We start from the raw sequence: 21,696 nt of genomic DNA, 5'->3' as shown, positions 1-21,696 counted from the left end.
AAAGAGCAAGGTTACGGCAAGTACCGATTGTATACGGAGGACTCCGGGATAAGGGGGTCGCACCGCATTTGGTCCACGCCCCCCTCGCCAGCAAAATGTAATCGGTTTTTCGATTATATTTGGTCCACGCACCCTTCGCCAGCAAAATGTAATCGGTTTTTCGATTATATTTGGTCCACGCACCCTTCGCCAGCAAAATATAATCGGTTTTTCGATTACATTTTGTCCACGCGCCCCTTGCCAGCAAAATGTGATCGGTTTTTCGATTACATTTGGTCCGCACGCCTTTCGCGAGTCCATTGTATGCTGTTTTCCGCATACATTCGCCCCACGCGTGTTTTCAACATACATTGAGCTCATGCGCCTTCCCGCGCCCGAATGTGTTCGGTTATTCGCATACACTTGGCAGCTCCTTCGTGACCACACGATCCCATGCCAGTAAAAAGAGCAGCGCCCCCATTATCAGGGGATCGCTGCTCTGCTCTACTCTACTCTGTTGTTACTTATTCCGTTACTCTTCGGCTCACTGATTCATCAGCACGGCCAGCACCTTCGCACTCTCTGCGCGCGTTGCATAAGCCTGGGGCTTGAAGGTCCCGTCCGGGCTGCCCGTTAGGAAGCCCAGTGAACTGGCCGCCCCTACGGCTTGCTTCGCCCAGCCGCTGATGGACCCGGCATCGCTATAAGCGGCGAGTGTACCTGCCGGAGCCTGGCTTCCTGCACGCAGCTCGTAGGCCCGCACAAGCAGTGCCGCCATCTCTTGCCGTGTAACATGCGCTTCCGGCGCGAAACTGCCGGCAACATCTCCCTTCACGATTCCCGCTGCATAAGCGGCGGCCACATCACCCGCATACCACTTAGTGCTGTTAACGTCAGCGAATGAACTCTTGCCTTCCGCCTTCAGCCCAAGGGTGCGTACAAGCATCGCAACGAACTCAGCGCGGGTCACTTCCCGCTTAGGTGCGAAGCTGTTCCCGCCGTTGCCTGAGATAATATGCTTCGCTGCCAATTCACGAACTGCCCCATAGGCCCAGTCCTCCTGGCTCACATCCGCAAACGTCTTATCATACTCCAGCACAGCATACTTGCCGGATTGCGGCGCCTGAATAGCTATCCAGGCTTGTTTCCGGGTGCCGCCCGCATATTCAGCCGTTCCATCGTCCGCGACCGCGTATACACCAGCCAGCTTCGGATTCCCGTTCTCTTGAAGCTTCAGCCGAAGCGTAACAGGCTCCGCGAAGGAAAGCAGCGGAGTCTTAACGCCCTGCTGATTCAGAACAGATAGACTGAAATTGAACATTTCTCCGGCTATTCTAAGCTCAGCCTCACTCTTCGCATTGGCCTGAAGGGTCCAAGCTGTTTTTTGCTCTGTGGACCATGGCTCAAGCGCGATAGAGATCATCGAGCCTTTCTGCTGCTGTCCGGTCAAGGCTTGAAGCTGCTCAACCACCTTACCCGGAAGTTCTACTGCCACCATCTTGCCTTCCATCTTCAAAGCAGCAATTCCCTTAAGCGCCGCAGCGTCCGCGGGAATTCTTACCTCCTGCTGCCCCTCAGCCAGTGAAATCACGATCTGACTCTGGGCGTTCACCTTCGGCTCGGTTACAGTCAGAACCTCAGGCTGCGGCGAGGCTTGCGGTGCAGGTGCAGCTGACGCTTTGGCTGTCGCCTGCGGAGCTGTCCAGCCTGAACCGGAGTTTGTGCCCGGCACAGTTTCCGGACTTGGCGAAGGACTCGCCGCTGGACTTGGCACCGGATGCTCTTCCGGGTTGGTCACCGGCTCCGTTACCGGAGGCGTTACAGGTTCACTTGGCTCACTCGGTTCACTTGGCTCACTCGGTTCACCAGGTTGACTTGGCTCCCCTGGCTCACTCGGCTCACCAGGAACCTCAGGCGGAGTCGTGCTGCTTGGTACGAAGGTCACCTCCTGCAGATACCCATAGTGATTATCCGAGTCCGTGATGATTTTGAAGCCCAGCGAAGCCTTGCCGTCCTCCCCTATGTGTACATGCTTTAGCGTCAGCGTCCGCGGCTTCAGCCATGCGCTGCCGGAGTACGTAACCGGCACAGAATACGTTTGTCCCTCAGAGAGTACATACATGACCGAACCGGGGGATGGCTCGCCCTTGTCCCCGAAGATTTTGGCCTGGAGAGTATAGGTTCCGGGCTCCAGTCCGGTTACTTCATGAGTAAGCGTGAAATCGATCGGCTTGTCGTCTCCGTAATCGAAGCCGCCTGAAGCTTTACTGTCTCCGAAGGTAGTGGGCTTAGTACCACTGAGATACCAGTCGGACTTCGCGCCGTTCACGGTGAGATTATCTGTGCTGACCGCACCGGCTTTTTTGACCAGCTTGAAATCATCGATATTCCCCCATTTGTCGCCCGCATATTTCAGCCTGGCGCCTATGGTCAAAGTTCCATCGGTAACCTCAATGGCATCGATCGTTGGATTGCTCCATTGCTGCCAGCCTGTGTTGACGAACGGCTGCTTCTGATCGCCCGCAAAAATCTCAGCCATCTCCTCCCCGCCACCGCCAGAGACCCAAGCGGATAACTGATAGGTACCATTCTCCAGTCCGGTAACCGTCTGGGAGATTTCGAATTCCGCAGCGTCTGAGCTCCAGTAATGCAGTGCCGCCGAACCGGAATGCGCATCCGACTCCACATTGACTGCCGCGCTATCACCGCTGACGGTCCAGCCGTTCAGCCCGTCCTCGAAGCCCGGATTCTGAATGAAGCTTGTACTTGGCGAGACGGTAATCTCCGTTGAATCTGTAAATCCGCCGTCATACGTAACCGCTGTGACTGTAGAGGTCCCGGCGGCAAGGCCGGAGATCGTTCCTTTATATTTATCTACTTTGACAATGTCCGGGTTGGAGCTGGTGAAGGTAAGCCCCTTATAGGTGGCATTCCCCGGGCTGATCGTTGCCTTCACGCTGCCGGTTCCGCCGACTTCAAGGATCGCGGCCTGCTTCTCCACTTTTACCGACTGAACCGGTACCCTGTTGATGGCCGAAGCACCGTCAATGAAAGCATCCATCGCGAAGGATGGCGTTCCGTCCGGATTCCATGCTGACAGCCCATAGCCGAAATAGACGCCCTCGGGTGCCCAATAGAACACACCTGTCCCCTGGCCGCCAGGTACAGCCTTCACACCATTCTGCACAGCCACCAGCATGTTGTATACATTATCCACGTTCTTGCTTACATCGCCGCCAACCTCGACGACCATGACCTCTTTACCGTATTTCTCAGCCAGAAGGTTCATGTTGGAAGTTAGTTCATTAATCGAAGAGGTGAAAATTGAATCCGGGTAATAGGATAACCCAATGATGTCATAATCACTGTCCTTCAGCCCGGCTTCGACCAGACCGGCATAGAACGGATCTACCCCGGTGTCAGCCCCGTTGGCTCTGTGGATGATGATTTTGGTCTCTGGAAAAACCGCCTTAGCCGCATGTGATCCGGCCTGGATCAATTCCACCAGATTCGCCGTATTGCTATAACTGCCCAGCGGATGCATCATCCCGTTATTGATCTCATTACCGATCTGCACCCACTCCGGGGTTACCCCCGCAGTCTTAAGCGCCTGCATCACCTCGGTGGTATACTCCGAGACATGCGCCTTCAGTTGCTCCAGATTATCACTCTCCCAGGCTGCCGGAGTGACCTGCTTCCCGGGGTCAGCCCAGGAATCACTGTAGTGCAGATCGACCATCACTCTGAATCCGAGAGCGCTTACACGGGAAGCCAGTGTAACCATCTCTTCCGTGCTGTTATGACCGTTAACCGGATCATCGGACGGATCGACGAAGGCCCGGAGGCGTATCGAATCAATTCCGTGGTCTTTCAGGATCTGGAGCAGATCCTCTTCCTCTCCCTGATCGTTATAGAATTTATGGCCCTCAGCTTCCATCTGCGGCAGCCAACTGACGTCAGCGCCCTTAGCGAAGGATTGCGGTATAGGAGCTGCTTCTGCCTTCGCTGGTAATCCAAGCGCGGTTAGCGGCATAATTAGCAGTGTAAAAGTAAGAACCACCGCAAGCCATCTAGTTCTCTGTTTCAAAATAATCCCTCCCTATTTATAGTCTCCTCGTTAGTATAGATGACCTTCAAGGGCAGATTGAATTAAGCGAAACAACGAAAACCTATACTTATTCAATTAAAATGTATAATATTCTCTATGGGAAACGTAATTCGTCCAGGGCTCCGGGAGAGACCCTGACAAAGGAGACGTATGAGATGCTGGATTCGATAACTGCACAACGCTTAAAGGAGACGCTGAGCGCAAGCATCGGCAAACGGGAAATTGCCGGTGCGAACCTCATGCTGATCAAGGACGGGAATGAGGTTTTCTATCACGAGGACGGGTATGCCGATGTAGAAGCCGGACGCCGGATGTCCAGAGATACGGCCTTCCGCCTGTACTCGATGACGAAGCCGGTTACCGCTGCGGCCGTGATGCTGCTGCTGGAGCGCGGGGAGATTGATCTGTTCGATCCGGTCAGCCGCTATATACCGGGATTCAAGGATCAGAAGGTGGAGAAGCACGGCGAGCTGGTTCCGGTCACACGGGAGATGGTGCTTCACGACCTGTTGAACATGACCTCAGGGCTGGTGTACGGAGGAACGGATAAAGCCGGGGAGCATACAGAGGCACTATTCCGCGCGCTGGACAGCCGCCTGCAAGGGGACAACCCGATGAGTACCTTGGAATTCGCGAACAAGCTGGGAGAAGGCCCATTGTCCTTCGACCCGGGAGCCTCCTGGCAGTATGGCACTTCCGCAGATGTGCTCGGCGCGGTGGTGGAGGTGGTCAGCGGCTTGAGCTACGGGGAATTCCTCCAGCAGGAGATCTTCGGCCCGCTGCAGATGAAGGATACCGGCTTCTGGCTGCCGGAGGACCAAAGACAGCGCCTGGCCCGTGTCTACCAGGATGACGGCGAGGGCGGCTTAAAGCCGTATGCGGAGAATCACCTGGGCGTTGACCACCAGATGAATAAGGCACCGGCCTTCGAGTCTGGCGGAGCCGGGCTGGTCTCCACCATTGAGGATGCCGCCAGATTCACCACGATGCTGATGAATCAGGGCAGCTTGAATGGTATTCAAGTGCTGCGGCCGCGCACGGTTCAATATATGACCTCCGCCCGCTTAACCGCCTGGCAGCAGCAGGGCTTCAACCCCTGGCATTCGCTCCAGGGCTACAGCTACGGCAACCAGATGCGCGTCATGACTGATCCCGGTCAGGCGGGCGGACTTGGCGGCCAGGGCGAATACGGCTGGGATGGCTGGCTGGGGGCTTATTTTGCCAATTGTCCACAGGAACGTCTGACCATCCTGTTCATGATCCAGAAGAAGGATGCGGGCACGATGCCGGTTACACGTAAGCTGCGCAATATTATTTTCAGCAGTCTGTAAGCTTGTACTTGTAAGACGGCATTCAATCGTTGCTCTTCGTTATAGTTAACACAATAAGGGTCCAACGCTGATCCGGGAACGGACAGGCACTGGACCCTTATGTTGCTGCTTATACGGGTTACCACCGGGCATTCTCCCGGTTCGTGGCGATAACCTCAAGGAAGCGGTCGGGATAATTGGTATGCACGCCGTCCACGCCCCAGGAATAGGCTTTATCCATATTGAGCTGGTAATTGACCGTATAGGGGATGATCTTCAGCCCCGCCCGCTTGACCTGGGCCACATAAGCGGCGCTGATCCCCTGGAAGTTCGGGCTGATTCCGGCGGCATAGGTCTTGACGTTATCCAGGTAAGACTGGGTGACTCTGGTGGCGGCATAATCATTCCAGACCAGCTGATACAATGGAATATCCGGGCTCATGGCATGGAACCGTTTCAGGCTGGCCGCGCTGAAGGAGTGAATAGCGACTACCTTCTCCAGGCGATGAGTCTTAATGGTTTCGTTCAGAATCGCTTCTATATTATAATCCGTAACTGGCTCCTTGATTTCGATCACGTAGTTAATGTCACTGCCGAACTTGTCGAAGACTTCATCCAGGGTAGGAATGGTAAGCCCTTTGTACAGGTCTCTGGCGAACATCGGGTAGGCCTGATTGAACCATGAACCGGCATCGAGCTGCCTGAGCTGCTCCAGCGTCTTGTTCTTGACGTAGCCTTTGCCGTCCGTGGTACGGTTCACCGTCTCATCATGAATCACGACCGGGATCTGGTCCTTCGTTAAGTGAACATCCAGTTCGATGGAATCGGCCTTCATTTGTACAGCCAGCTCGAAGGCAGGAAGCGTGTTCTCAGGCGCATAACCGGATGCGCCGCGATGGGCAATCGTATAGACCTTGTCCGCGGGCTCGATGATCTCCTTCACCTTGACCCGGATCGCCGGAGAATACGCATACAGTGTGGAGAGCAGGAATATACACATCACAATATGCACTCCGATAAAATAACCCTTATGTCTGAATATTCTCATCATGCTGCTGTCCCCATTTGTGTGTGATTATATATAATACTCTATTCAGAATGAAATAGCCGTGACTCCAGAGAATGCTTGGACCTCCATCATAAAGCCTATCTATCGTAACAGACATATTTAACGTGTACAATCCATTATTCCACATCCCGCTGCAACACAAACAAACCAGACCCCGTAAGGTCTGGTTTGTTTACTTGATATTACAGCAGCAGGCTGCGGAAAAAGCAATCCCGGATCTCCTCCCAGCTCAGCCGGTCTGTAGACTGGACCAGATAATCAGCCCCATGCAGCTCCTTCCCCACACCGACCGCGAACATCCCGCTTGCTTTGATCGCCTGGATACCGGCCGGCGCATCTTCAACTCCAATTGAATAGCGGGGGTCGGCCCCGAGACCGGAGCAAGCTGTCAGGAAGATTTCCGGGTCCGGCTTGGAATGCCTGATCAGCGCCGCGTCTGCAATATAATCAAACACTGGCCCCAGCTGCAGAGATTGCAGCACGGTTCCGGCATTTCGGGAAACCGAAGCCAGCCCGACCGGAATCCCGGCAGCCTTAATCGAGGCCATGAACTCCGGGATGCCCGGCAGCACATCCTCCGGTGTAAGCTGTGTCAGCAGCCGGCAGTAATGCTCGTTTTTCTCAGAGGCAAGCTGCTCCTTCTCTTCCAGGGAATAGCGGTCCTGCCGGCCTCCTTCACGTAGAATCTCCTCTAGGGAATCCATCCGGCTGACGCCCTTCAGCCGTTCATTGAACGCTTCGTCAATCTGGATGCCTATGCGCCCGGCCAGCTGCTTCCATGCCTCGTAATGAAACCGGGCTGTATCGGTAATGACGCCGTCCAGGTCAAATACAACCGCCTCTATTCTGGTATCAGCCATTCCTGCTGCTCCTCCTTCCTTCATCCCTGCCGCGGGTCAGCGGCCTTCATCCGGCGGCAGTTAAATGAACTTCCTCGCCGGATATACGAATTTTCAGTTCACTGCCGGCCAGCAGCTGGACGTTAGTCCCCTTCCGGTCAACAGTGACGGACAGCTGTCTGTTCCGGTACATGATGGTGAATGCATACGAATCCCATTGCTTCGGCAGAACCGGCGCCAGTGACAGCCCGCTGTCCTTAATGCGCAGTCCGGCAAAGCCGAAGACGATCGCCATCCAGGTTCCGCCCATGTTCGCCATATGGAGACCGTCCTTGGTATTGCCATGGGTGTTGTCCAGGTCCATTCGCGCTGTTTCAATGAAATAATCATACGCCTTGTCCACTTCTCCGAGCTTGGAGGCCATAATACTGAAGACACAGGAGGACAAGGAGGAGTCGTGTGTAGTGATCCCCTCATAATAATGATAGGAAGCCCGGATGACCGCTTCGTCCTGTTCGTCTTCGAGCAGGAAGTGAGCGAGCACCGCATCCGCCTGTTTGCACACCTGGTAACGGTACAATGTCAGCGGGTGGTAATGCAGCAGCAGCGGAAATTGATACGCCGGTGTCCCCTGCAAATCCCATACCTGCTTGTGCAGGAAGGTATCGTCCTGGGGAGTAATGCCCAGCTCAGGATCATACGGCAAATACATTTTATCAGCAGCTTGCAGCCATTCGTCTGTCTCCTCTTCGGTAATCCCCAGCTTCGAGATTAGCCTGTTCAGCACCTCAGGTGAACGCTCCTTCAGCTCGGCCATCACCCGGGCGGCCCAGTTGAGATTATATTTAGCCATCACATTCGTATAGTAGTTATTATTCACAATGGCTGTATATTCGTCAGGTCCGGTTACAGCATCAATCTTGAACTTCCCATCATGGTAGTGACCAACATCGATCCATAGCCGTGCGGTCTCCGCCAGCAGCTCTGCTCCATACTGTTCGACGAATTCGTAATCCCCAGTGACCATATAATACTGCACAAAGCTGTAGGCGATGTCTGCACTGATATGATATTGCGCGGTTCCTGCCGGGAAGTAGGAGGAGCATTCACCGCCTGAAATCGTCCGCCACGGAAACAAGGCCCCTTGAGCATGTCCCATCTCCCGGGCGCGCATCCGCGCGCTGTCCAGCAGCGAATACCGGTACAGCAGCAGCGACCTGGCAATCTCCGGCTGGGTCATCAGGAAGACAGGCAGCATATAAATTTCTGTATCCCAGAAATAATGCCCCTCGTAGCCTTCACCGGAGAGGCCTTTGGCGGCGATATTGGAATAGCGGTCGCGGCCTGCCGATTGCAGCAGATGGAACAGGTTGAAGCGGATGCCCTCCTGAAGGGCCTGGTCGCCTCCGATCTGAATATCGGCGTGACGCCAGAAGTCCTCCAGATATTCCCGCTGCTCTTCGGCTGCTTCCCCGAAGGACAATCCGTTTAGCACGCGGCTTACCTCATAAGCCACCTGCAAAGGCGCTTCGCCGTGCCGCAATGTATCCGTGAACACATTCAGCTTCGTAATGACCGCCTTCTCCAGCAGGCTGAAGCGGATTACCTGCTTGACACACTCATCCCAGCGGGACATTTCCGAGCGGTGCTCCAGATTAACCTGGCAGGTAGAGACACAGGCGGTCTTGAGCCCGGAACGCAGCGTTTCAGCCTCCATCCCCGCCAGCTCCCCTTCTGCCTCTGCTGCTCTAACCTGCAAAAGCTTGGCATGGCCGGAGCCGACCCGCGGATCATTGGGGTCTGTGAAGTTCTCGACATCCCCGCGAAGCAAGGAGGTGACCGTTACATTGCCCTTAAAGTTAACCGGCTCCAGTGAGATTTCCTGGATAAATAATTCCTTCCGCCGGAAGGAGACAAGCCGTCTGAAGATCAGCTTAAGCTCCTTGCCCTGCGGGGAGCGCCAATGAATATAACGCTCGCTGTAGCCTTTATCCATATACAGCGTGCGCCGGTACTCCACGATTTCGCCTTCCTGCAAGGAGAAACGCTCCTTCTCCTCTCCTTCACCGAGATCTATAAGCACAGTCTGCGCATCCATTATATTAACAAGCTTCTGCTGGGTTTCGGGAAACGCATTCAGCTTCTCCCCGTAGGCAATATCCGTAATATCGTGAAACGCATTCAAATAGGTGCCGCGGATCGTGCCGGATGCCGCAGCGGAGGGTTCGTCTTCCTCAAGGTTGCCGCGTACCCCCAAATAACCGTTTCCGGTGAAATAAAGGCTCTCCTCTTGAAACAAAGCCGGATCATCTGACTGGTTGGATTGAATAGTCCAAGACATGAGTAACGGGTTCCTTCCTAGTTTGAAATTTCGATCGATACGACTCCATCCATATCAGAGATTCTATGGTACAAGTCAGTAATCGACTGGCTGGAGCTTACTTTAGTGCGAAGCTCCAGCAAATGGACCGCATCCTTCTTGATGTCTTTGATTCTTGAATGCAGAATGCGGATCTTATTGCCCTTGATATTGTCGATAATCTGCTTCAGTCCGGCCGGATTGTCGATGGTGATCAGAATGAGATGCTCACTCCCCAGTTGCTTCATCGGCTTGCCGAGCAGGAAAGGAATAAGCTCAACGCTGACGATCAGCAGCCCGACTACCGCGATAGCTTCTTTGTAGAAGCCGGCACCGACGGCAATGCCGATGCCGGCAGCCCCCAGATCATGGCCGCTGTCGTCAGACCGGAGATGTGGTCATTGCCCCGTCTCAGAATAACGCCGGCTCCAAGGAAGCCGATGCCGGAGACGATCTGTGCAGCCAGCCGCAGCGGGTCCATCTGGATCACAATACCATGCGTGCTTTTACCGGAATGATATGCGGTTTCCATGGAGACGATGGTCAGCAGGCAACTGATAATCGCGATGACCGAACTGGTCTTGAGACCGAGCGGCTTGCGCCTGATCTCCCGTTCCAATCCGATCACAAACCCGAGCAGTGCGGCCAGACCAAGCTTCATATAGAGTTCATTGTTCAACCATTCCATGGGACCGTTCCTTTCAAGCAGAGCCTGCGTCCGGATAAGCCGTCAGCTTCTGCTCCTTCTTCCATATACAAAGTAGAGCGTCAGGGTGGACATGATCATGAGGATCACCGTGTACACAAGCGTCAACGCCTTCGCGTCGCCCAACGCCTGCGGGTCCGTGCTGTTCTTGACTACGATGCCAAGCGGCTCGAACAGCGGATGGTACAGAAATACAGTGACATCATAGTCAGCCAGGATTCCGTTAAAATTCAGGGCCAGCACGGCCAGCGTTGACGGAAGGACGATCGGCAGCAGCACTCTGCGGAAGGTATAGAACGGCTTCGCGCCAAGATTGCGGGCCGCATCCTCCAGACTGCTGTCTATGCTGAAGAAGGAGGCTTTGACCATCCGCAGGGTAAACGGAATATGGACAATCACATACGCCAGGAACAGCATCCAGATCGTCCCGACGAGCACGGAATTGCCGACAATCCACCGGGGTACGCCAAAGGTCACAATCAGCCCGATCGCAATCAGCGTTGAAGGCAGAATCCACGGGATCAACAGCGCATACTCCAGGGCGGCGGACCAGCCGTTTTTGTATTTATGCAGAATCCGCGAAGCCATCAGGGCAATCGCCACCACGGTAACCGAGGCCGCAGCCGCGTAGCAGATGCTGACCAGATAAGGCTTGAACGCCGACAAGCTGGAGAATACCCGGATATAATTATCCAGACTGAAGCTGCTGAAGGACAACGTTCCCGAATAAATCGCCTGGGCATTGGTGAAGGAGAACAGCACGATCAGCACAACCGGAATCGCATAAATTAAAAAGACAAAGTAAGCGATAAGATGGGTGATGATATTGCCCGCTTTATGATTAATTTTTTGCTTGACCAGCTCCGACTTGACCTTGGAGACCGACATGAAATTGCCTTTCCGCTCAAAGCGAATCATGATGGTCAGCAGAATCAGGGTCGCAATCCCCAGAATAAGCGCCAGCAGGGCAGCCAGATTCCGCGAAGTTACGCTTTTGGAAAAGGTTAAAATCATCGGTGTAATCGTCTGAAAATCCGTACCGCCCAGAATCAGCGGAGCCGATGTCGCGGCAAGCCCGGTCAGGAACACAAGAATCGTGAGCGCAAAAATGGTCGGCTTCAGCACAGGGAACACCACGCGCCATAAAATATAGAAGGTGGATGCGCCCATATTCCTTGCAGCTTCAACCGTCTGATAATCCACCTTGCGGATGGCATTGCTCAGAAACAGCACATGATTGGAGGTACAGGCAAACGTCATAACGAACAGGACCGCCCAATATCCGTGGAACCATGTCGTATCAAAGCCCGGAAAGATTCCCGATAACAGCCTGGTCATGAAGCCGGTCTCTCCGTAGATCAGCTTGTAGCCGGAGACCAGAACGACCCCGCTGTAGATCAGCGTCGTGAAGTAGCCGAGTCTCAGCAGCTTCGCACCCTTGATGTCAAAGTAATCTACGACGAGAACCAGGAAGATACCCACTACATTCACCGTAACGACCAGGGAACAGGCCAGCAGGAAGCTGTTGTACAAGCTTTTCATCGCCCGTTCCGACCGCATCAGCTTCTCAATCGCTTCAAACGAGAATTTGCCGTCAGCAAAGAAAATTTCATAATAAATATTCAGGTTGGGGTAGATCAGAAAGGCGATGACGAACCAGGCGATCAGCCCGTACATAATCAGGGCTGTCGGCTTCATGGGCAGCCGGCCTTTAAATATCTGCGCTAGCAATCGAATGTCACTCCTCTAGTACTGAAGAATATCTGCAGGGTTGATATACACATCGATTTCTTCCCCCACCCCGGGTTGCACTGCACCGCTTTCGGTTTCCACCGTCTTTAACAGTCCGCCTCCGGCCATTTCGATCGTATGCTTCGTGTAGAGGCCATAGAATTCCTGATCGATGATCCGGCCCTTAAGCTGCACGGTGCCCGGTCTTTGAGCCTCGGGAGAGAGGTTTACCTTCTCATTGCGGATATACGATTTCTTGCCCGGATCGAGCTTGCTCTTCAAATCGCTGCCCGCGATGATGGACGGGTCGATCCAATTGATATCCCCGATGAAATTGCATACGAATTCGGTTGCGGATTGATTGTATATTTCACGCGGTGTACCGACCTGCTCGACAGTGCCTTTATGGAAAACGGCAATGCGGTCGGACAGCGTCAGCGCTTCTTCCTGGTCATGCGTCACATAAATCGTGGTAATGCCGAATTTCTTCTGCAGCTCCTTCAGCTCATTGCGGAGCTGGACCCGCAGCTTGGCGTCCAGATTGGACAGCGGCTCATCCAGGGCAAGGATGCTTGGCTTGAGCACAAGCGCTCTGGCGATTGCTACACGCTGCTGCTGTCCGCCGGACAGCTCGGACACCTTCTTGGCCAGCTGTTCATCGCTCAGATCGACCTTGGCGGCGATCTCTTTGACCTGCCGGTCGATTTCGTCCTTGGGTATCTTTTTAACCTTCAGGCCAAACTCGATATTCTCATACACGTTCAGCGTCGGGAACAGGGCATAGCTCTGAAACACCATGCCGATTCCCCGCTTCTCGATCGAGACATTCGTTACATCCTTGCCGTTCACCAGAATCTGTCCCTCTGTAGGCTGGATGAAGCCGACCAGACTGCGCAGAATGGTGGTCTTGCCGCAGCCCGAAGGGCCCAGGAAGGTGAAGAATTCACCCTCCTGAATGTTCAGGTTCAGATTCTTGATGGCATGGAAATCGCCGAATTTAATCTGGATATCCTTGAATGTGATCATATCTGTCCCCTTACTTCTTGATCTCAAGCTCGATTTTCTCTACCCATTGCTCAATATGGCCGGAGATGAAGCCCCAATCCAGCTGCTGGGCTTTTAGGTCCGCATACAGATTCTGAACTTCCTCAGGTGCCTTATCAACCGCTTTGGTATTGGCCGGCATTGCACTGAACTGTGCAGCGAATTCACCCTGAACCTCAGGCGTACCCATCCAGTCTACAAAACGCTTCGCCGTCTCCAGCTTCTTCGTTCCATTATTAATCGCGGCATGCTCTACAATCATCGGAACGCCAACCTCAGGTGCAACCGTTCCTGCCTTCACCCCGTATTGCTCCGTCTTATTCTTGAGCGTACCGGATACTACCGTGATGAGCGGAGTTTTGCCGCTGGCCAGGTTGGCATACGGGTCTTCCCCTTCAACGGCCGGAACGCCGTTATCGAACATCTGGGTGATCTCATCCCATCCCTGCTGGGAGATGCCCATCTCTCCGCTCTCATCGGTGTAGCGCGTAAGAATACCGGCCACTACCAGCTGAGGCGTAATTTGTCCGAGGACAGTCGGAGCCTCATACTTGCCGTGGAACTCCTTGTTCTGCCAGAGATCCGTCCAATCCTTAGGTGCCTTGTCAGGGGTGATGATCTCCGGATTATATCCCAGCAGAATCGCCTGCTTGATCAGCCCGTGGTAGTATCCGTCCTTGTCGTTCAGACCTTCCTCCACATCTGCAGCCCAGGAGGGGGTGTACTGCGTAAGCACCTTCTCACTCTTCAGTCTCTCGTACAGCATGTTGTTCAGCCCGTAAATAACGTCGGCTACCGGATTGTTCTTCTCGGCAATCAGACGGTTGGTCAGATCGGCTCCGCCTGCTCCCACAATCTCAATATCGAAGCCCGCTTCCTTCGCTTTCGCGGTCAGCCAGTCCCCGCGCCCGTCGGAGTTGGCGTTGGTATACACAATCAGCTTCTCATTTTTATCGTTTCCTGAGTTAGCAGCGTTGCTGTTTGCGCTTCCTGCGTCCGTATTGCCGCCTGCGCCCGAGTTACTGCCACATGCGGATACAACAAGTGCCATGGATAAAGTCAAAGCGGAGAGCATCATTTTTTTCATCATCATCGTTGAGTTTCGCTCCTTATTGGATAGGTTAGATTTCCAGAGTGGCAGTAACAGGATAATGATCCGAAGGGTATCTCCGGTCAAAGCTGTCGGTTACCGTCCGGGTCTTCAGTACTTTCGCCTGCTTGTCCGTAAAAATATAATCGATTTCCGTAAGCTCGTCCCATGGAATATCGTAGCGGAAACCGGTGAATGTCCCCCATGGGCCATAATGGGCATCGGCCGCTCTGCGGGTATCCCTCAGCTGCGCTGTAATCTCCCGGTAGCATCTCTCATCCGGCAAAGCATTAAAATCCCCTGTCAGTACAACCGGCAGCTCCCCGCCGTGCGTACGAATCCAGTCCAGAATCATCAGAGCACCGCGGTATCTGGCTTCTTCGCTGATATGGTCCAGGTGGGTATTCATAAAATGTATCCGTTTCCCGTTTCTGGTGTCCTTCAGCCTTACCCAGGTACAGATCCGGTTGCAATCCGAGCCCCAGGACTTGGAAGGAGTCTGCGGTGTCTCCGACAGCCAGAAGGTGCCTCCGTCTTCTCTGGTGAATACCGATTGGTTATAAAAGACCGGACTGTGCTCATCTTCAGGATCATGACCACGGCTGATGCCTTCCACCGCATAATCCTCAAGAGCGGCCAGGTCCCTCAGCTGGTTGCCCCGTGCCTCCTGCAGTCCGAAGACGTCCCAGCGGTAATGCCGGAGCATGTCCAGCAGGTGCTGCTTACGGAGCTCCCAACGGTTCTCTCCATCTGCCGTAGTGTCGAGGCGGATATTAAAGGAAGCCATTTCATAAGTCGTCATCGTTGTTCTCTTCCCCCCAGTAAGAGTAATTTGCAGTTTTTCACATCTGGTTTGTAAACGCTTTTAATTTACTCTCTGTGTTACATATTGAAGTCTATAAGGTTATGCCTTATAATGCTGTTAAAATATAAAGATTTTTATTAAAAATTAAAGGTGAACCTATGGCAAATCCTGCTAAACCTACCGTCAATACCGTTCCCAAAAAAATCATTAGACAGTTTATAGAAGAGCGTGTCAAAAACAGGCAGCAGTTCTATGTGCATCCTTCCTACAATTCGGAGCAAAAAATGCTCCAGGCCCTGTCCAAAGGGCTGTTCGATGAGGCGGCCCAGGCGCTGGATGCGATCAACCGGCAGGAACGCGCCACCCTGGCCCGCAGCCATGTCCGTTCCCTGAAGAACTCGCTGATCTGCACCTGCACCCTGTTCACGCGCGCCATTATTAACGGAGGCGTCCATCCGGAGAATGCCTATAATTTAAGCGATATTTTTATCCGGCAGATTGAGGAAACAGGCGAAGTGGAAGCCTTAAAGACGCTGGAATATGAAATGCTCCATTCCTTCTTCTGGACGCTGCGCAAGGAGAAGAAGCCGGCCTATAACTCTATTGTGAACAAGACGATTTCTTATATTCATGAGGAGATGTTCGCAGAGCTGACGCTGGAACAGCTGGCTGCCAAGGTAAATGTACATCCTTATTACTTGTCCGGCTTGTTTAAGCAGGAGGTTGGCCTGTCCATTTCCGAATACATCACGAGGAACCGTATAGAGGACTCTACTTATTTTCTGATTCATAGTGACCTGCGTATTCTGGACATCTCTGTACTGCTCGGGTTCTGCAATCAGAGCTACTATACCCGCCAGTTCAAGAAACATATGTCCATGACGCCGCTGCAGTACCGCAACCGGTATTCGGAGCAGGAGGAGCATCACACTTTTTAAAATGAAAGGGGCTTACTCAGCGGATGACAACTCTCTCCGCCGGTAAGCCCCAAGTCTGATTCGGTTCGCAGTAAATCCTAATCCTGCATACTTGCCAATTCGGCAGAAATCCGCTTCCTGGCCGCATCTACCACGCTGAAATCCATCGCCGTAACATAAATTTTCTCCAGGTCATCCCGGTGCACCTTGGCCTCTGCCAGCGCGGCTATCGCCTCTTTCATGGTGGCCTTATATTGTGCGCTTACTTCCTCCAGCGGTCCGGCAAGACGCTCATCCGTTCCCGGGGCAACAATTGCTTCATACGTATCGATGATTACGTCCCCCTCCCGCTCCGGGTAATATTCATGCGGGCTGGTGCTGTCAAAGATTGCAAAATCAAGCTCACGCACAATGACCATATCCAGACTATGTGGATCAAATCCGCAATGATAGATTTCCGTATCGAAGCCTCTCTGCTCCGCCTCGGCGGCTATTTTCTTGAGCAGGGTGGATTTGCCTGTTCCGGCCCGGCCCTTGAGGAAGAATCGTCTGGACAGCCCTTCGGTCAGATTAGGCACAAAATCCACCGCCCCCGAAGGTGTTGCTGCGCCGAGAAACCGGTGCTTCACGTCAGCACTCTTCTGAAGCTGCTGTGTGTCACCAAACAGCTTTTCCAGCATCCCGGCTGTTAATTGATCCGCCTTGCCGAAGTCCATATGCCCGAAGTAGAGCTTTTCCCATTCGTCATGTATGTTCAGAGCTTCCGCAAATCCGCTGTACGCTTCAGCATAGGCCCCCGCAACCTTCCGGTTCATCTCCTCAATGATCTTCCGTTGGCTGATCAGTGCCGCCGAGTCCCACGCTTCGCCCAGGTTTACATATTCCTCAACTGCACCGGGGGCCTTAGGCTCAATTACATGAGGCGCAGTCCCGTCCACAATGCCCGCGCCCAGCGCCGGAATAATGACTCCGTCAATGGAATCCTTATCGGAGGAACAATGAATCAGCTCAATATCGTATCCCCGCTCCGCCCACTCCGCGCCGATTGCTTTCATCAAGGAGGATTTGCCGGTGCCGGGACCGCCTTTCAAAATGAAGATCCGCCGCAGTCCCTGAAGATTCGATTCAAACAAATTGTAGAAGCCAAGAGCCGTATTCCCGCCTGCAAAATATCTTAATATCCGCGCTGCCATCCTTCCACTTCCTTTCCCTTTGCCGCCTGTTGGGCTTATAACCATACAATATGCGTCAGGTATTTGTAAGGTGTCAGGAGCGGGGGGATTAATGACCGATCCACGTAAAAACGGCATCCCCGTCATATAATGACAGGAATACCGCTATTGTAAATCATCTAAAAGCCCATATATTTCTCCACGCCGGCCGGATCCATAACCACCATCTGCTTGTTGCCGATCAGCTTGATCAGGCCGGAGTCCTCGAATCTGGAGAATTTCCGGCTGATCGTCTCCCGGGTTACCCCGACATAGCTGGCCAGCTCTTCGCGGGACAGCGGCAGGTCAATGTGAACGCGTCCGCCGCGCGGCTTGCCGTATTTGTCGCTCAGCTCCATGATCATATACGCGATCCGGATTTCCGGGTCCTTGGTCGCCAGACTCTGGGCCAGATTCTCCGTGTGGGCGAGACGTTTGGTGACACTTTTGAGCAAGCGCAGGGAGATGTCAGGGTTCTCGGTCATTAACTGCTCCATATCGCTGCGGGTCAGCATGCAGATATTCGTGTCTTTCAGTGCATACGCACTGAAGTTGCTAAGCTCATCGCTGTTGAAGATGCTGAGTTCCCCGAAGAAATCCCCGTTCGTCAGAATGTGCAGGATCTGCTCCTTGCCTTCCGGGGTCATTTTGGACAGCTTCACGTGTCCCTGTTGAATAATGTACAGCGTGTCCGACGGCGCCCCCTCGATAATTAGAGACTGCCCCTTGGTGAACTTGCGGTGCTTGATCATCGCGCTGATCCGGGTAAGATCCTCATCGGTCAGCGCGGCAAAAATCGGTACCTTGCGTGTACAAGGTTCTGCGGCGTGCTGGCAGGAGTGCTCTTTCATACCGTTCCCCCTGTAATCTGAAATGTGGAGCCGTGTGACTCTAGTGAGCAATTGAGTTCTTTTCTTCTATAGGGACGAAATGGCTGGTGTCCTCGCCGCAGACCGGGCAGACCCAGTCCTCGGGCAGATCCTCGAACGCCGTTCCGGCTGCTACATCCTCATCTGGATCGCCTACCGCCGGGTTGTAGATGTAACCGCAAGGGGTACAGATATATTTTTTCATCGTAATCAGCTCCTATTATAAGTTAACTAAATTAATACGGCCTGTGTCTCAGTCATAATCTCTTCAATACTCTTGCCGTCAGCACTTCCGCTTAACCGGGCTCCTTGCTCAATTGCTGCCTTGTAAGCCAGCGAAGCCGCAGCCCCCTGCCATGACAATGCCCCAATAATGACCTGATCCTTCACAAAAATCCGCGTATACGCTCCATTCTCTTCCCCGCATACGGTCTCATCACAGTACCGTTCATCTACGTTGCCAATGGAGAATAAGGAAATGCCGAAGGCATTGAACAGCGTCACCGGAACCGCCTTGCGGTACACGGTCCGCTCCTCCGCCATATTGCAGCCTGCAATCTTGCCCTGCTCCATCGCTCCGCCCCATAGGCCTTCCACATGCCCGTTCATCTCAGCGACATCACCGGCTGCATAGATGTTCGGGTCGCTGGTCTGCAGGTATTCATTCACCACAATACCATTGCGGACTTCAAGCGGAGTATCTTGGACAAGTGCCGTGTTGGGCACGATACCGATGGAATAGACCACATGGTCACAGGGGAAGCTTACACCGTTATTCAGCGTAACTCCGGTGACAACCTCTGTCCCCTCTATGGACACCACACCTGCCTGCGTCATCACCTTCACCCCGGCTTGCTTCAAGGTCTCCTGCAGCTGCTTGGACGAATGAGGGTCGAGCTGTCTGCCCATCAAGGAAGGAGCAGCTTCAATTACGGTAACGTGATAGCCCGCTTCTTGAAGCGCCCAGGCGGTCTCCAGCCCCTGCACGCCACCGCCGATGACGGCAATGCGGCTCCCTTCCTGAAGGCTGTCCTTCAGCCGGTCAGCGTCGGCCAGCTCCCGGAGGGTATGCACATTGGCCAGCCGGGCGCCTTCCACAGGTAATGCGCGGTTCTTCGCCCCCATGCAGAGCAGCAGCTTATGGTATTCCACACACTGGCCGCTCTCTGTCTCTACCGTCTGATGCTGCGGGTGGATAGACACAATGCGGGTGGACGACTGCACGGTGATACGGTTGTCGCAATACCACTTCTCCTTCTTGATCAGCACCTTCTCGCTATGCAGATCGGTGAACAGGCCCTTGGTCAGCTTGATCCGGTTGTACGGCAGCCCGCTCTCTTCCCCGAAGATCGTTATATCCGCTTCTGCGTCCTGGTCACGGATGGCTTTGGCAGCATGAACAGCGGATACCCCGCCGCCGACAATTACGTAATGCTTCGTCATATGAGCTTCCTCCTCCTAGATTGAACTGAGCAGCAGATCCGAGACAAATTCCGTGGCATTCTTAATCTTCTGGACCTTCTCTGGCTCTCTGGGAGAGAATCTCACCCGTACCGGGAATTCCACATGGGTCATGCCTGTCGATTTGATGACCTCTGAGGTGCTCTGCACAGTCATATTGGTTGCATTCAGATAATCCTGAATGACTTCGATCGCTTCCCCGCTCCAGCCGTAGGAGCCGAAGGCGGTCGCCAGCTTGCCCTCCAGATTCATGCCCTGCATGCCTTTCAGCACATCCTCCAGCTTGCCGATCATATCCGCATACTTCGTGGAGCTGCCGATGAAGACAGCGTCTGCCGATTCAATGCTGTGCAGAATGTCCTCCAGGCTGCTTTTATCTGCATTCCAGACCTCAGTCTCAATATTGTTCTCCTGCAGGCAATTCTGGATGATACCCGCCATCTTCTTCGTGCTGTTCTTGAGTGAAGTGTAGACAATTGCCGCCTTCTTGCCTTGGGTGGTCTCGCGGCTCATCGTGGCATAGATTCCGATAAACTTAGCGATGTCCTCGCGGATCAGGAATCCGTGGGAAGGCGCAATCATGCGGATGTTCAGCTCCTTCACCGCTTCCAGCAGGGTTCTGACATATCTTCTGTGCGGATGGATGATCGCAGCATAGTAGCCTTTGAAATCTTCCGTGATATCGAAGCCTGCTTCATCGCTGAACAGCTCATTGACGGCCACATGGGTACTGAAGATATCGCACGGGAACAGGATCTGGTCCTCGATGCAATAGGTAATCATCGTCTCCGCAGTGTGCAGGTACGGGGTTTCTTTGAACAGCAGTGTTTTGCCGCCGATGTCCAGGGTGTCTCCGTCCTTGACCACCAGGAAGTTGCGGCTGTGCAGCTTATACATCTCCTGCAGCTCCGGCACCGCAATCTCGGTGCAGACAATCGTAGCATTCAGAGCCTGCGCCGCCAGTGCCGCAAGTCCGCCGGAGTGGTCAGGCTCGGTATGGTTAATAACGATATAATGGATATCCATGAGGTCGATCATTCCGCCAAGACACTCGGCATATTCGCGGCCGAATTCCATATCCACCGTATCGATTACGGTCGGCTTGCCGGTTTTGAGGAGATAGGAATTATAGGTCGTGCCCTTGGCGAGAATCAGGCGGTGGAACGGCACTTCGCGGTTGTCTATTTTGCCTACCCAATGGATGCCCTCGGCGATTTGTCTGGTCTGTGTACTCATGTGTATAACCTCCAATATTTGATTGATAATCCTTATCAGCACCCTCATTCTATTACGCCAGCCGCTGCAAAAGGAGGATTCAAATCAAATTTCGGAAGTTTATGAAAGCTTTCAATTGGTATATTCTTAATGTAGCCTACTTCACAGAAGTTGTGGTGCGTGTGGTCACAGGCGGGGAGAAAATGTACAGGCCGCCTGAATTAAATGCCAGCAGCCGCCATCCCGGCGAGTACCTTCTCTCCTCTAGCTTCCAGATCCCCGCCGCTGAACCTTGGCAGTGTCAGCCCGGAAACGATCTTCCCGTCCCCCGTAAAAAGAACCCTGTCCGCCCTGGCGGCGACTCTCGCATCATGAGTAACAAGCATAATAGCGGTGCCCGCCTGATTGATGGCTACCAGCAGCTCCATGATTTCCTCTGCCGTCTTCGAGTTCAGCGCGCCGGTTGGCTCATCGGCAAACAGAATCTCCGGCGTATTCATCAGTGCACGGCAGATTCCGGCCCGCTGGAGCTGGCCGCCCGATACCTCCGTGGTATCCCTGTCTTCCAGCCCGGCAATACCTGTCTGGATCATCAGTTGTCTTGCTTTGCTTGCGAGCTCCGCCGTATTCCTCTTACCGTCCTGTACGGCGGGAAGCATGATATTGTCCAGCAGATTCAGATTCCTGAGCATCGTGGGCTGCTGAAAAATAAAGCCCATCCGGGTCCGGCGGAGATCGGCAAGCGCAGTTTCCCGGAGGCCGGCAAGTTCCGTATCGCCAAATCTCACGTTGCCCTCTGTAATCTCATCCATGCCGCTAAGCGCGAACAGCAGCGTGGTTTTACCTGAGCCTGAGGGTCCCATCACAGCAACAAATTCACCTTCTGCTATCTCTACGTCGATTCCATTCAATGCATTGGCTTGCTCCGCACCCTTGCCGTAGGTTTTCACGATATGAGTACCTGTAATGATGCTTCTCATCTG

Annotated in this window: 16 protein-coding genes and 1 pseudogene; 2 read left to right on the top strand and 15 right to left on the bottom strand. The window is 53.6% G+C overall.

What is annotated here, in order from left to right; genetic code table 11:
* Positions 1-523: 523 nt before the first annotated feature.
* Complete coding sequence (locus K1558_RS26775) at positions 524-4,066, bottom strand: glycosyl hydrolase 53 family protein (protein WP_238655022.1); 3,543 nt, start codon at positions 4,064-4,066, stop codon at positions 524-526.
* A gap of 176 nt (positions 4,067-4,242) precedes the next feature.
* Here K1558_RS26775 and K1558_RS26770 point away from each other — a divergent pair, with 176 nt between their 5' ends.
* Entirely contained in the window at positions 4,243-5,418 is a 1,176-nt protein-coding gene (locus K1558_RS26770; RefSeq protein WP_238655021.1) for a serine hydrolase domain-containing protein, read from the top strand.
* A gap of 118 nt (positions 5,419-5,536) precedes the next feature.
* Here K1558_RS26770 and K1558_RS26765 read toward each other — a convergent pair whose 3' ends face one another.
* The 8 genes and pseudogenes from K1558_RS26765 to K1558_RS26725 all read right to left on the bottom strand — a co-directional run bounded on the left by K1558_RS26765 (position 5,537) and on the right by K1558_RS26725 (position 15,037).
* Complete coding sequence (locus K1558_RS26765) at positions 5,537-6,448, bottom strand: glycerophosphodiester phosphodiesterase family protein (RefSeq protein ID WP_238655020.1); 912 nt, start codon at positions 6,446-6,448, stop codon at positions 5,537-5,539.
* A 200-nt stretch (positions 6,449-6,648) separates the two neighbouring features.
* Positions 6,649-7,326, bottom strand: coding sequence for a beta-phosphoglucomutase (gene pgmB / locus K1558_RS26760; RefSeq protein WP_238655019.1), 678 nt, complete (start codon positions 7,324-7,326; stop codon positions 6,649-6,651).
* A gap of 46 nt (positions 7,327-7,372) precedes the next feature.
* Positions 7,373-9,646: a glycoside hydrolase family 65 protein gene (locus K1558_RS26755; protein WP_238655018.1), complete on the bottom strand. Its 2,274-nt coding sequence runs from the start codon at positions 9,644-9,646 to the stop codon at positions 7,373-7,375.
* Positions 9,647-9,663: 17 nt separating this feature from the next.
* Positions 9,664-10,352, bottom strand: a pseudogene (locus K1558_RS33240) (MgtC/SapB family protein).
* A gap of 42 nt (positions 10,353-10,394) precedes the next feature.
* Positions 10,395-12,068, bottom strand: a complete 1,674-nt coding sequence (locus K1558_RS26740) for an ABC transporter permease (protein ID WP_238655027.1) — start codon at positions 12,066-12,068, stop codon at positions 10,395-10,397.
* A 48-nt stretch (positions 12,069-12,116) separates the two neighbouring features.
* Positions 12,117-13,127, bottom strand: a complete 1,011-nt coding sequence (locus K1558_RS26735) for an ABC transporter ATP-binding protein (RefSeq protein ID WP_238655017.1) — start codon at positions 13,125-13,127, stop codon at positions 12,117-12,119.
* Positions 13,128-13,137: 10 nt separating this feature from the next.
* Entirely contained in the window at positions 13,138-14,235 is a 1,098-nt protein-coding gene (locus K1558_RS26730; protein WP_238655026.1) for an extracellular solute-binding protein, read from the bottom strand.
* A gap of 31 nt (positions 14,236-14,266) precedes the next feature.
* Positions 14,267-15,037, bottom strand: coding sequence for an endonuclease/exonuclease/phosphatase family protein (locus K1558_RS26725; protein WP_238655016.1), 771 nt, complete (start codon positions 15,035-15,037; stop codon positions 14,267-14,269).
* 161 nt (positions 15,038-15,198) lie between these two features.
* Here K1558_RS26725 and K1558_RS26720 point away from each other — a divergent pair, with 161 nt between their 5' ends.
* A complete protein-coding gene (locus K1558_RS26720; RefSeq protein WP_238655015.1) occupies positions 15,199-15,978 on the top strand; it encodes a helix-turn-helix domain-containing protein in 780 nt (259 codons plus the stop codon).
* A gap of 77 nt (positions 15,979-16,055) precedes the next feature.
* On the opposite strand, the gene K1558_RS26715 is transcribed toward K1558_RS26720, so the two are convergent.
* From K1558_RS26715 to K1558_RS26690, 6 genes are all read right to left on the bottom strand, one after another.
* Positions 16,056-17,150 (bottom strand): PRK06851 family protein, encoded by a 1,095-nt coding sequence (locus tag K1558_RS26715; RefSeq protein ID WP_238655014.1) that lies wholly within the window; start codon positions 17,148-17,150, stop codon positions 16,056-16,058.
* 158 nt (positions 17,151-17,308) lie between these two features.
* On the bottom strand, positions 17,309-18,019 hold the full coding sequence (locus tag K1558_RS26710; protein ID WP_238655013.1) for a Crp/Fnr family transcriptional regulator: 711 nt from the start codon (positions 18,017-18,019) through the stop codon (positions 17,309-17,311).
* 40 nt (positions 18,020-18,059) lie between these two features.
* A complete protein-coding gene (rd, locus tag K1558_RS26705) occupies positions 18,060-18,242 on the bottom strand; it encodes a rubredoxin (protein WP_238655012.1) in 183 nt (60 codons plus the stop codon).
* Positions 18,243-18,268: 26 nt separating this feature from the next.
* Positions 18,269-19,480 (bottom strand): NAD(P)/FAD-dependent oxidoreductase, encoded by a 1,212-nt coding sequence (locus K1558_RS26700; protein ID WP_238655011.1) that lies wholly within the window; start codon positions 19,478-19,480, stop codon positions 18,269-18,271.
* A 15-nt stretch (positions 19,481-19,495) separates the two neighbouring features.
* The gene (locus tag K1558_RS26695) at positions 19,496-20,734 is read right to left on the bottom strand and encodes an FprA family A-type flavoprotein (protein ID WP_238655010.1); all 1,239 of its coding nucleotides are present in this window, start codon (positions 20,732-20,734) and stop codon (positions 19,496-19,498) included.
* Between the two features lie 200 nt (positions 20,735-20,934).
* Positions 20,935-21,693, bottom strand: coding sequence for an ABC transporter ATP-binding protein (locus K1558_RS26690; RefSeq protein WP_238655009.1), 759 nt, complete (start codon positions 21,691-21,693; stop codon positions 20,935-20,937).
* Positions 21,694-21,696 lie beyond the last annotated feature (3 nt).

Source organism: Paenibacillus piscarius (assembly GCF_022234545.1).
GTDB lineage: Bacteria > Bacillota > Bacilli > Paenibacillales > Paenibacillaceae > Paenibacillus_AQ > Paenibacillus_AQ piscarius.
The sequence above is the reverse complement of the archived record's forward strand: the minus strand, read 5'-3'. Positions and strand labels throughout refer to the sequence as shown.

Bases quoted from the DNA above. Each gene is read 5' to 3' on its own strand.
- K1558_RS26770 (WP_238655021.1), top strand. From the start codon at position 4,243: ATGCTGGATTCGATAACTGCACAACGCTTAAAGGAGACGCTGAGCGCA.
- K1558_RS26765 (WP_238655020.1), bottom strand. From the start codon at position 6,448: ATGATGAGAATATTCAGACATAAGGGTTATTTTATCGGAGTGCATATT.
- pgmB (WP_238655019.1), bottom strand. From the start codon at position 7,326: ATGGCTGATACCAGAATAGAGGCGGTTGTATTTGACCTGGACGGCGTC.
- K1558_RS26755 (WP_238655018.1), bottom strand. From the start codon at position 9,646: ATGTCTTGGACTATTCAATCCAACCAGTCAGATGATCCGGCTTTGTTT.
- K1558_RS26740 (WP_238655027.1), bottom strand. From the start codon at position 12,068: ATGAAGCCGACAGCCCTGATTATGTACGGGCTGATCGCCTGGTTCGTC.
- K1558_RS26735 (WP_238655017.1), bottom strand. From the start codon at position 13,127: ATGATCACATTCAAGGATATCCAGATTAAATTCGGCGATTTCCATGCC.
- K1558_RS26730 (WP_238655026.1), bottom strand. From the start codon at position 14,235: ATGATGAAAAAAATGATGCTCTCCGCTTTGACTTTATCCATGGCACTT.
- K1558_RS26725 (WP_238655016.1), bottom strand. From the start codon at position 15,037: ATGACGACTTATGAAATGGCTTCCTTTAATATCCGCCTCGACACTACG.
- K1558_RS26720 (WP_238655015.1), top strand. From the start codon at position 15,199: ATGGCAAATCCTGCTAAACCTACCGTCAATACCGTTCCCAAAAAAATC.
- K1558_RS26715 (WP_238655014.1), bottom strand. From the start codon at position 17,150: ATGGCAGCGCGGATATTAAGATATTTTGCAGGCGGGAATACGGCTCTT.
- K1558_RS26710 (WP_238655013.1), bottom strand. From the start codon at position 18,019: ATGAAAGAGCACTCCTGCCAGCACGCCGCAGAACCTTGTACACGCAAG.
- rd (WP_238655012.1), bottom strand. From the start codon at position 18,242: ATGAAAAAATATATCTGTACCCCTTGCGGTTACATCTACAACCCGGCG.
- K1558_RS26700 (WP_238655011.1), bottom strand. From the start codon at position 19,480: ATGACGAAGCATTACGTAATTGTCGGCGGCGGGGTATCCGCTGTTCAT.
- K1558_RS26695 (WP_238655010.1), bottom strand. From the start codon at position 20,734: ATGAGTACACAGACCAGACAAATCGCCGAGGGCATCCATTGGGTAGGC.
- K1558_RS26690 (WP_238655009.1), bottom strand. From the start codon at position 21,693: ATGAGAAGCATCATTACAGGTACTCATATCGTGAAAACCTACGGCAAG.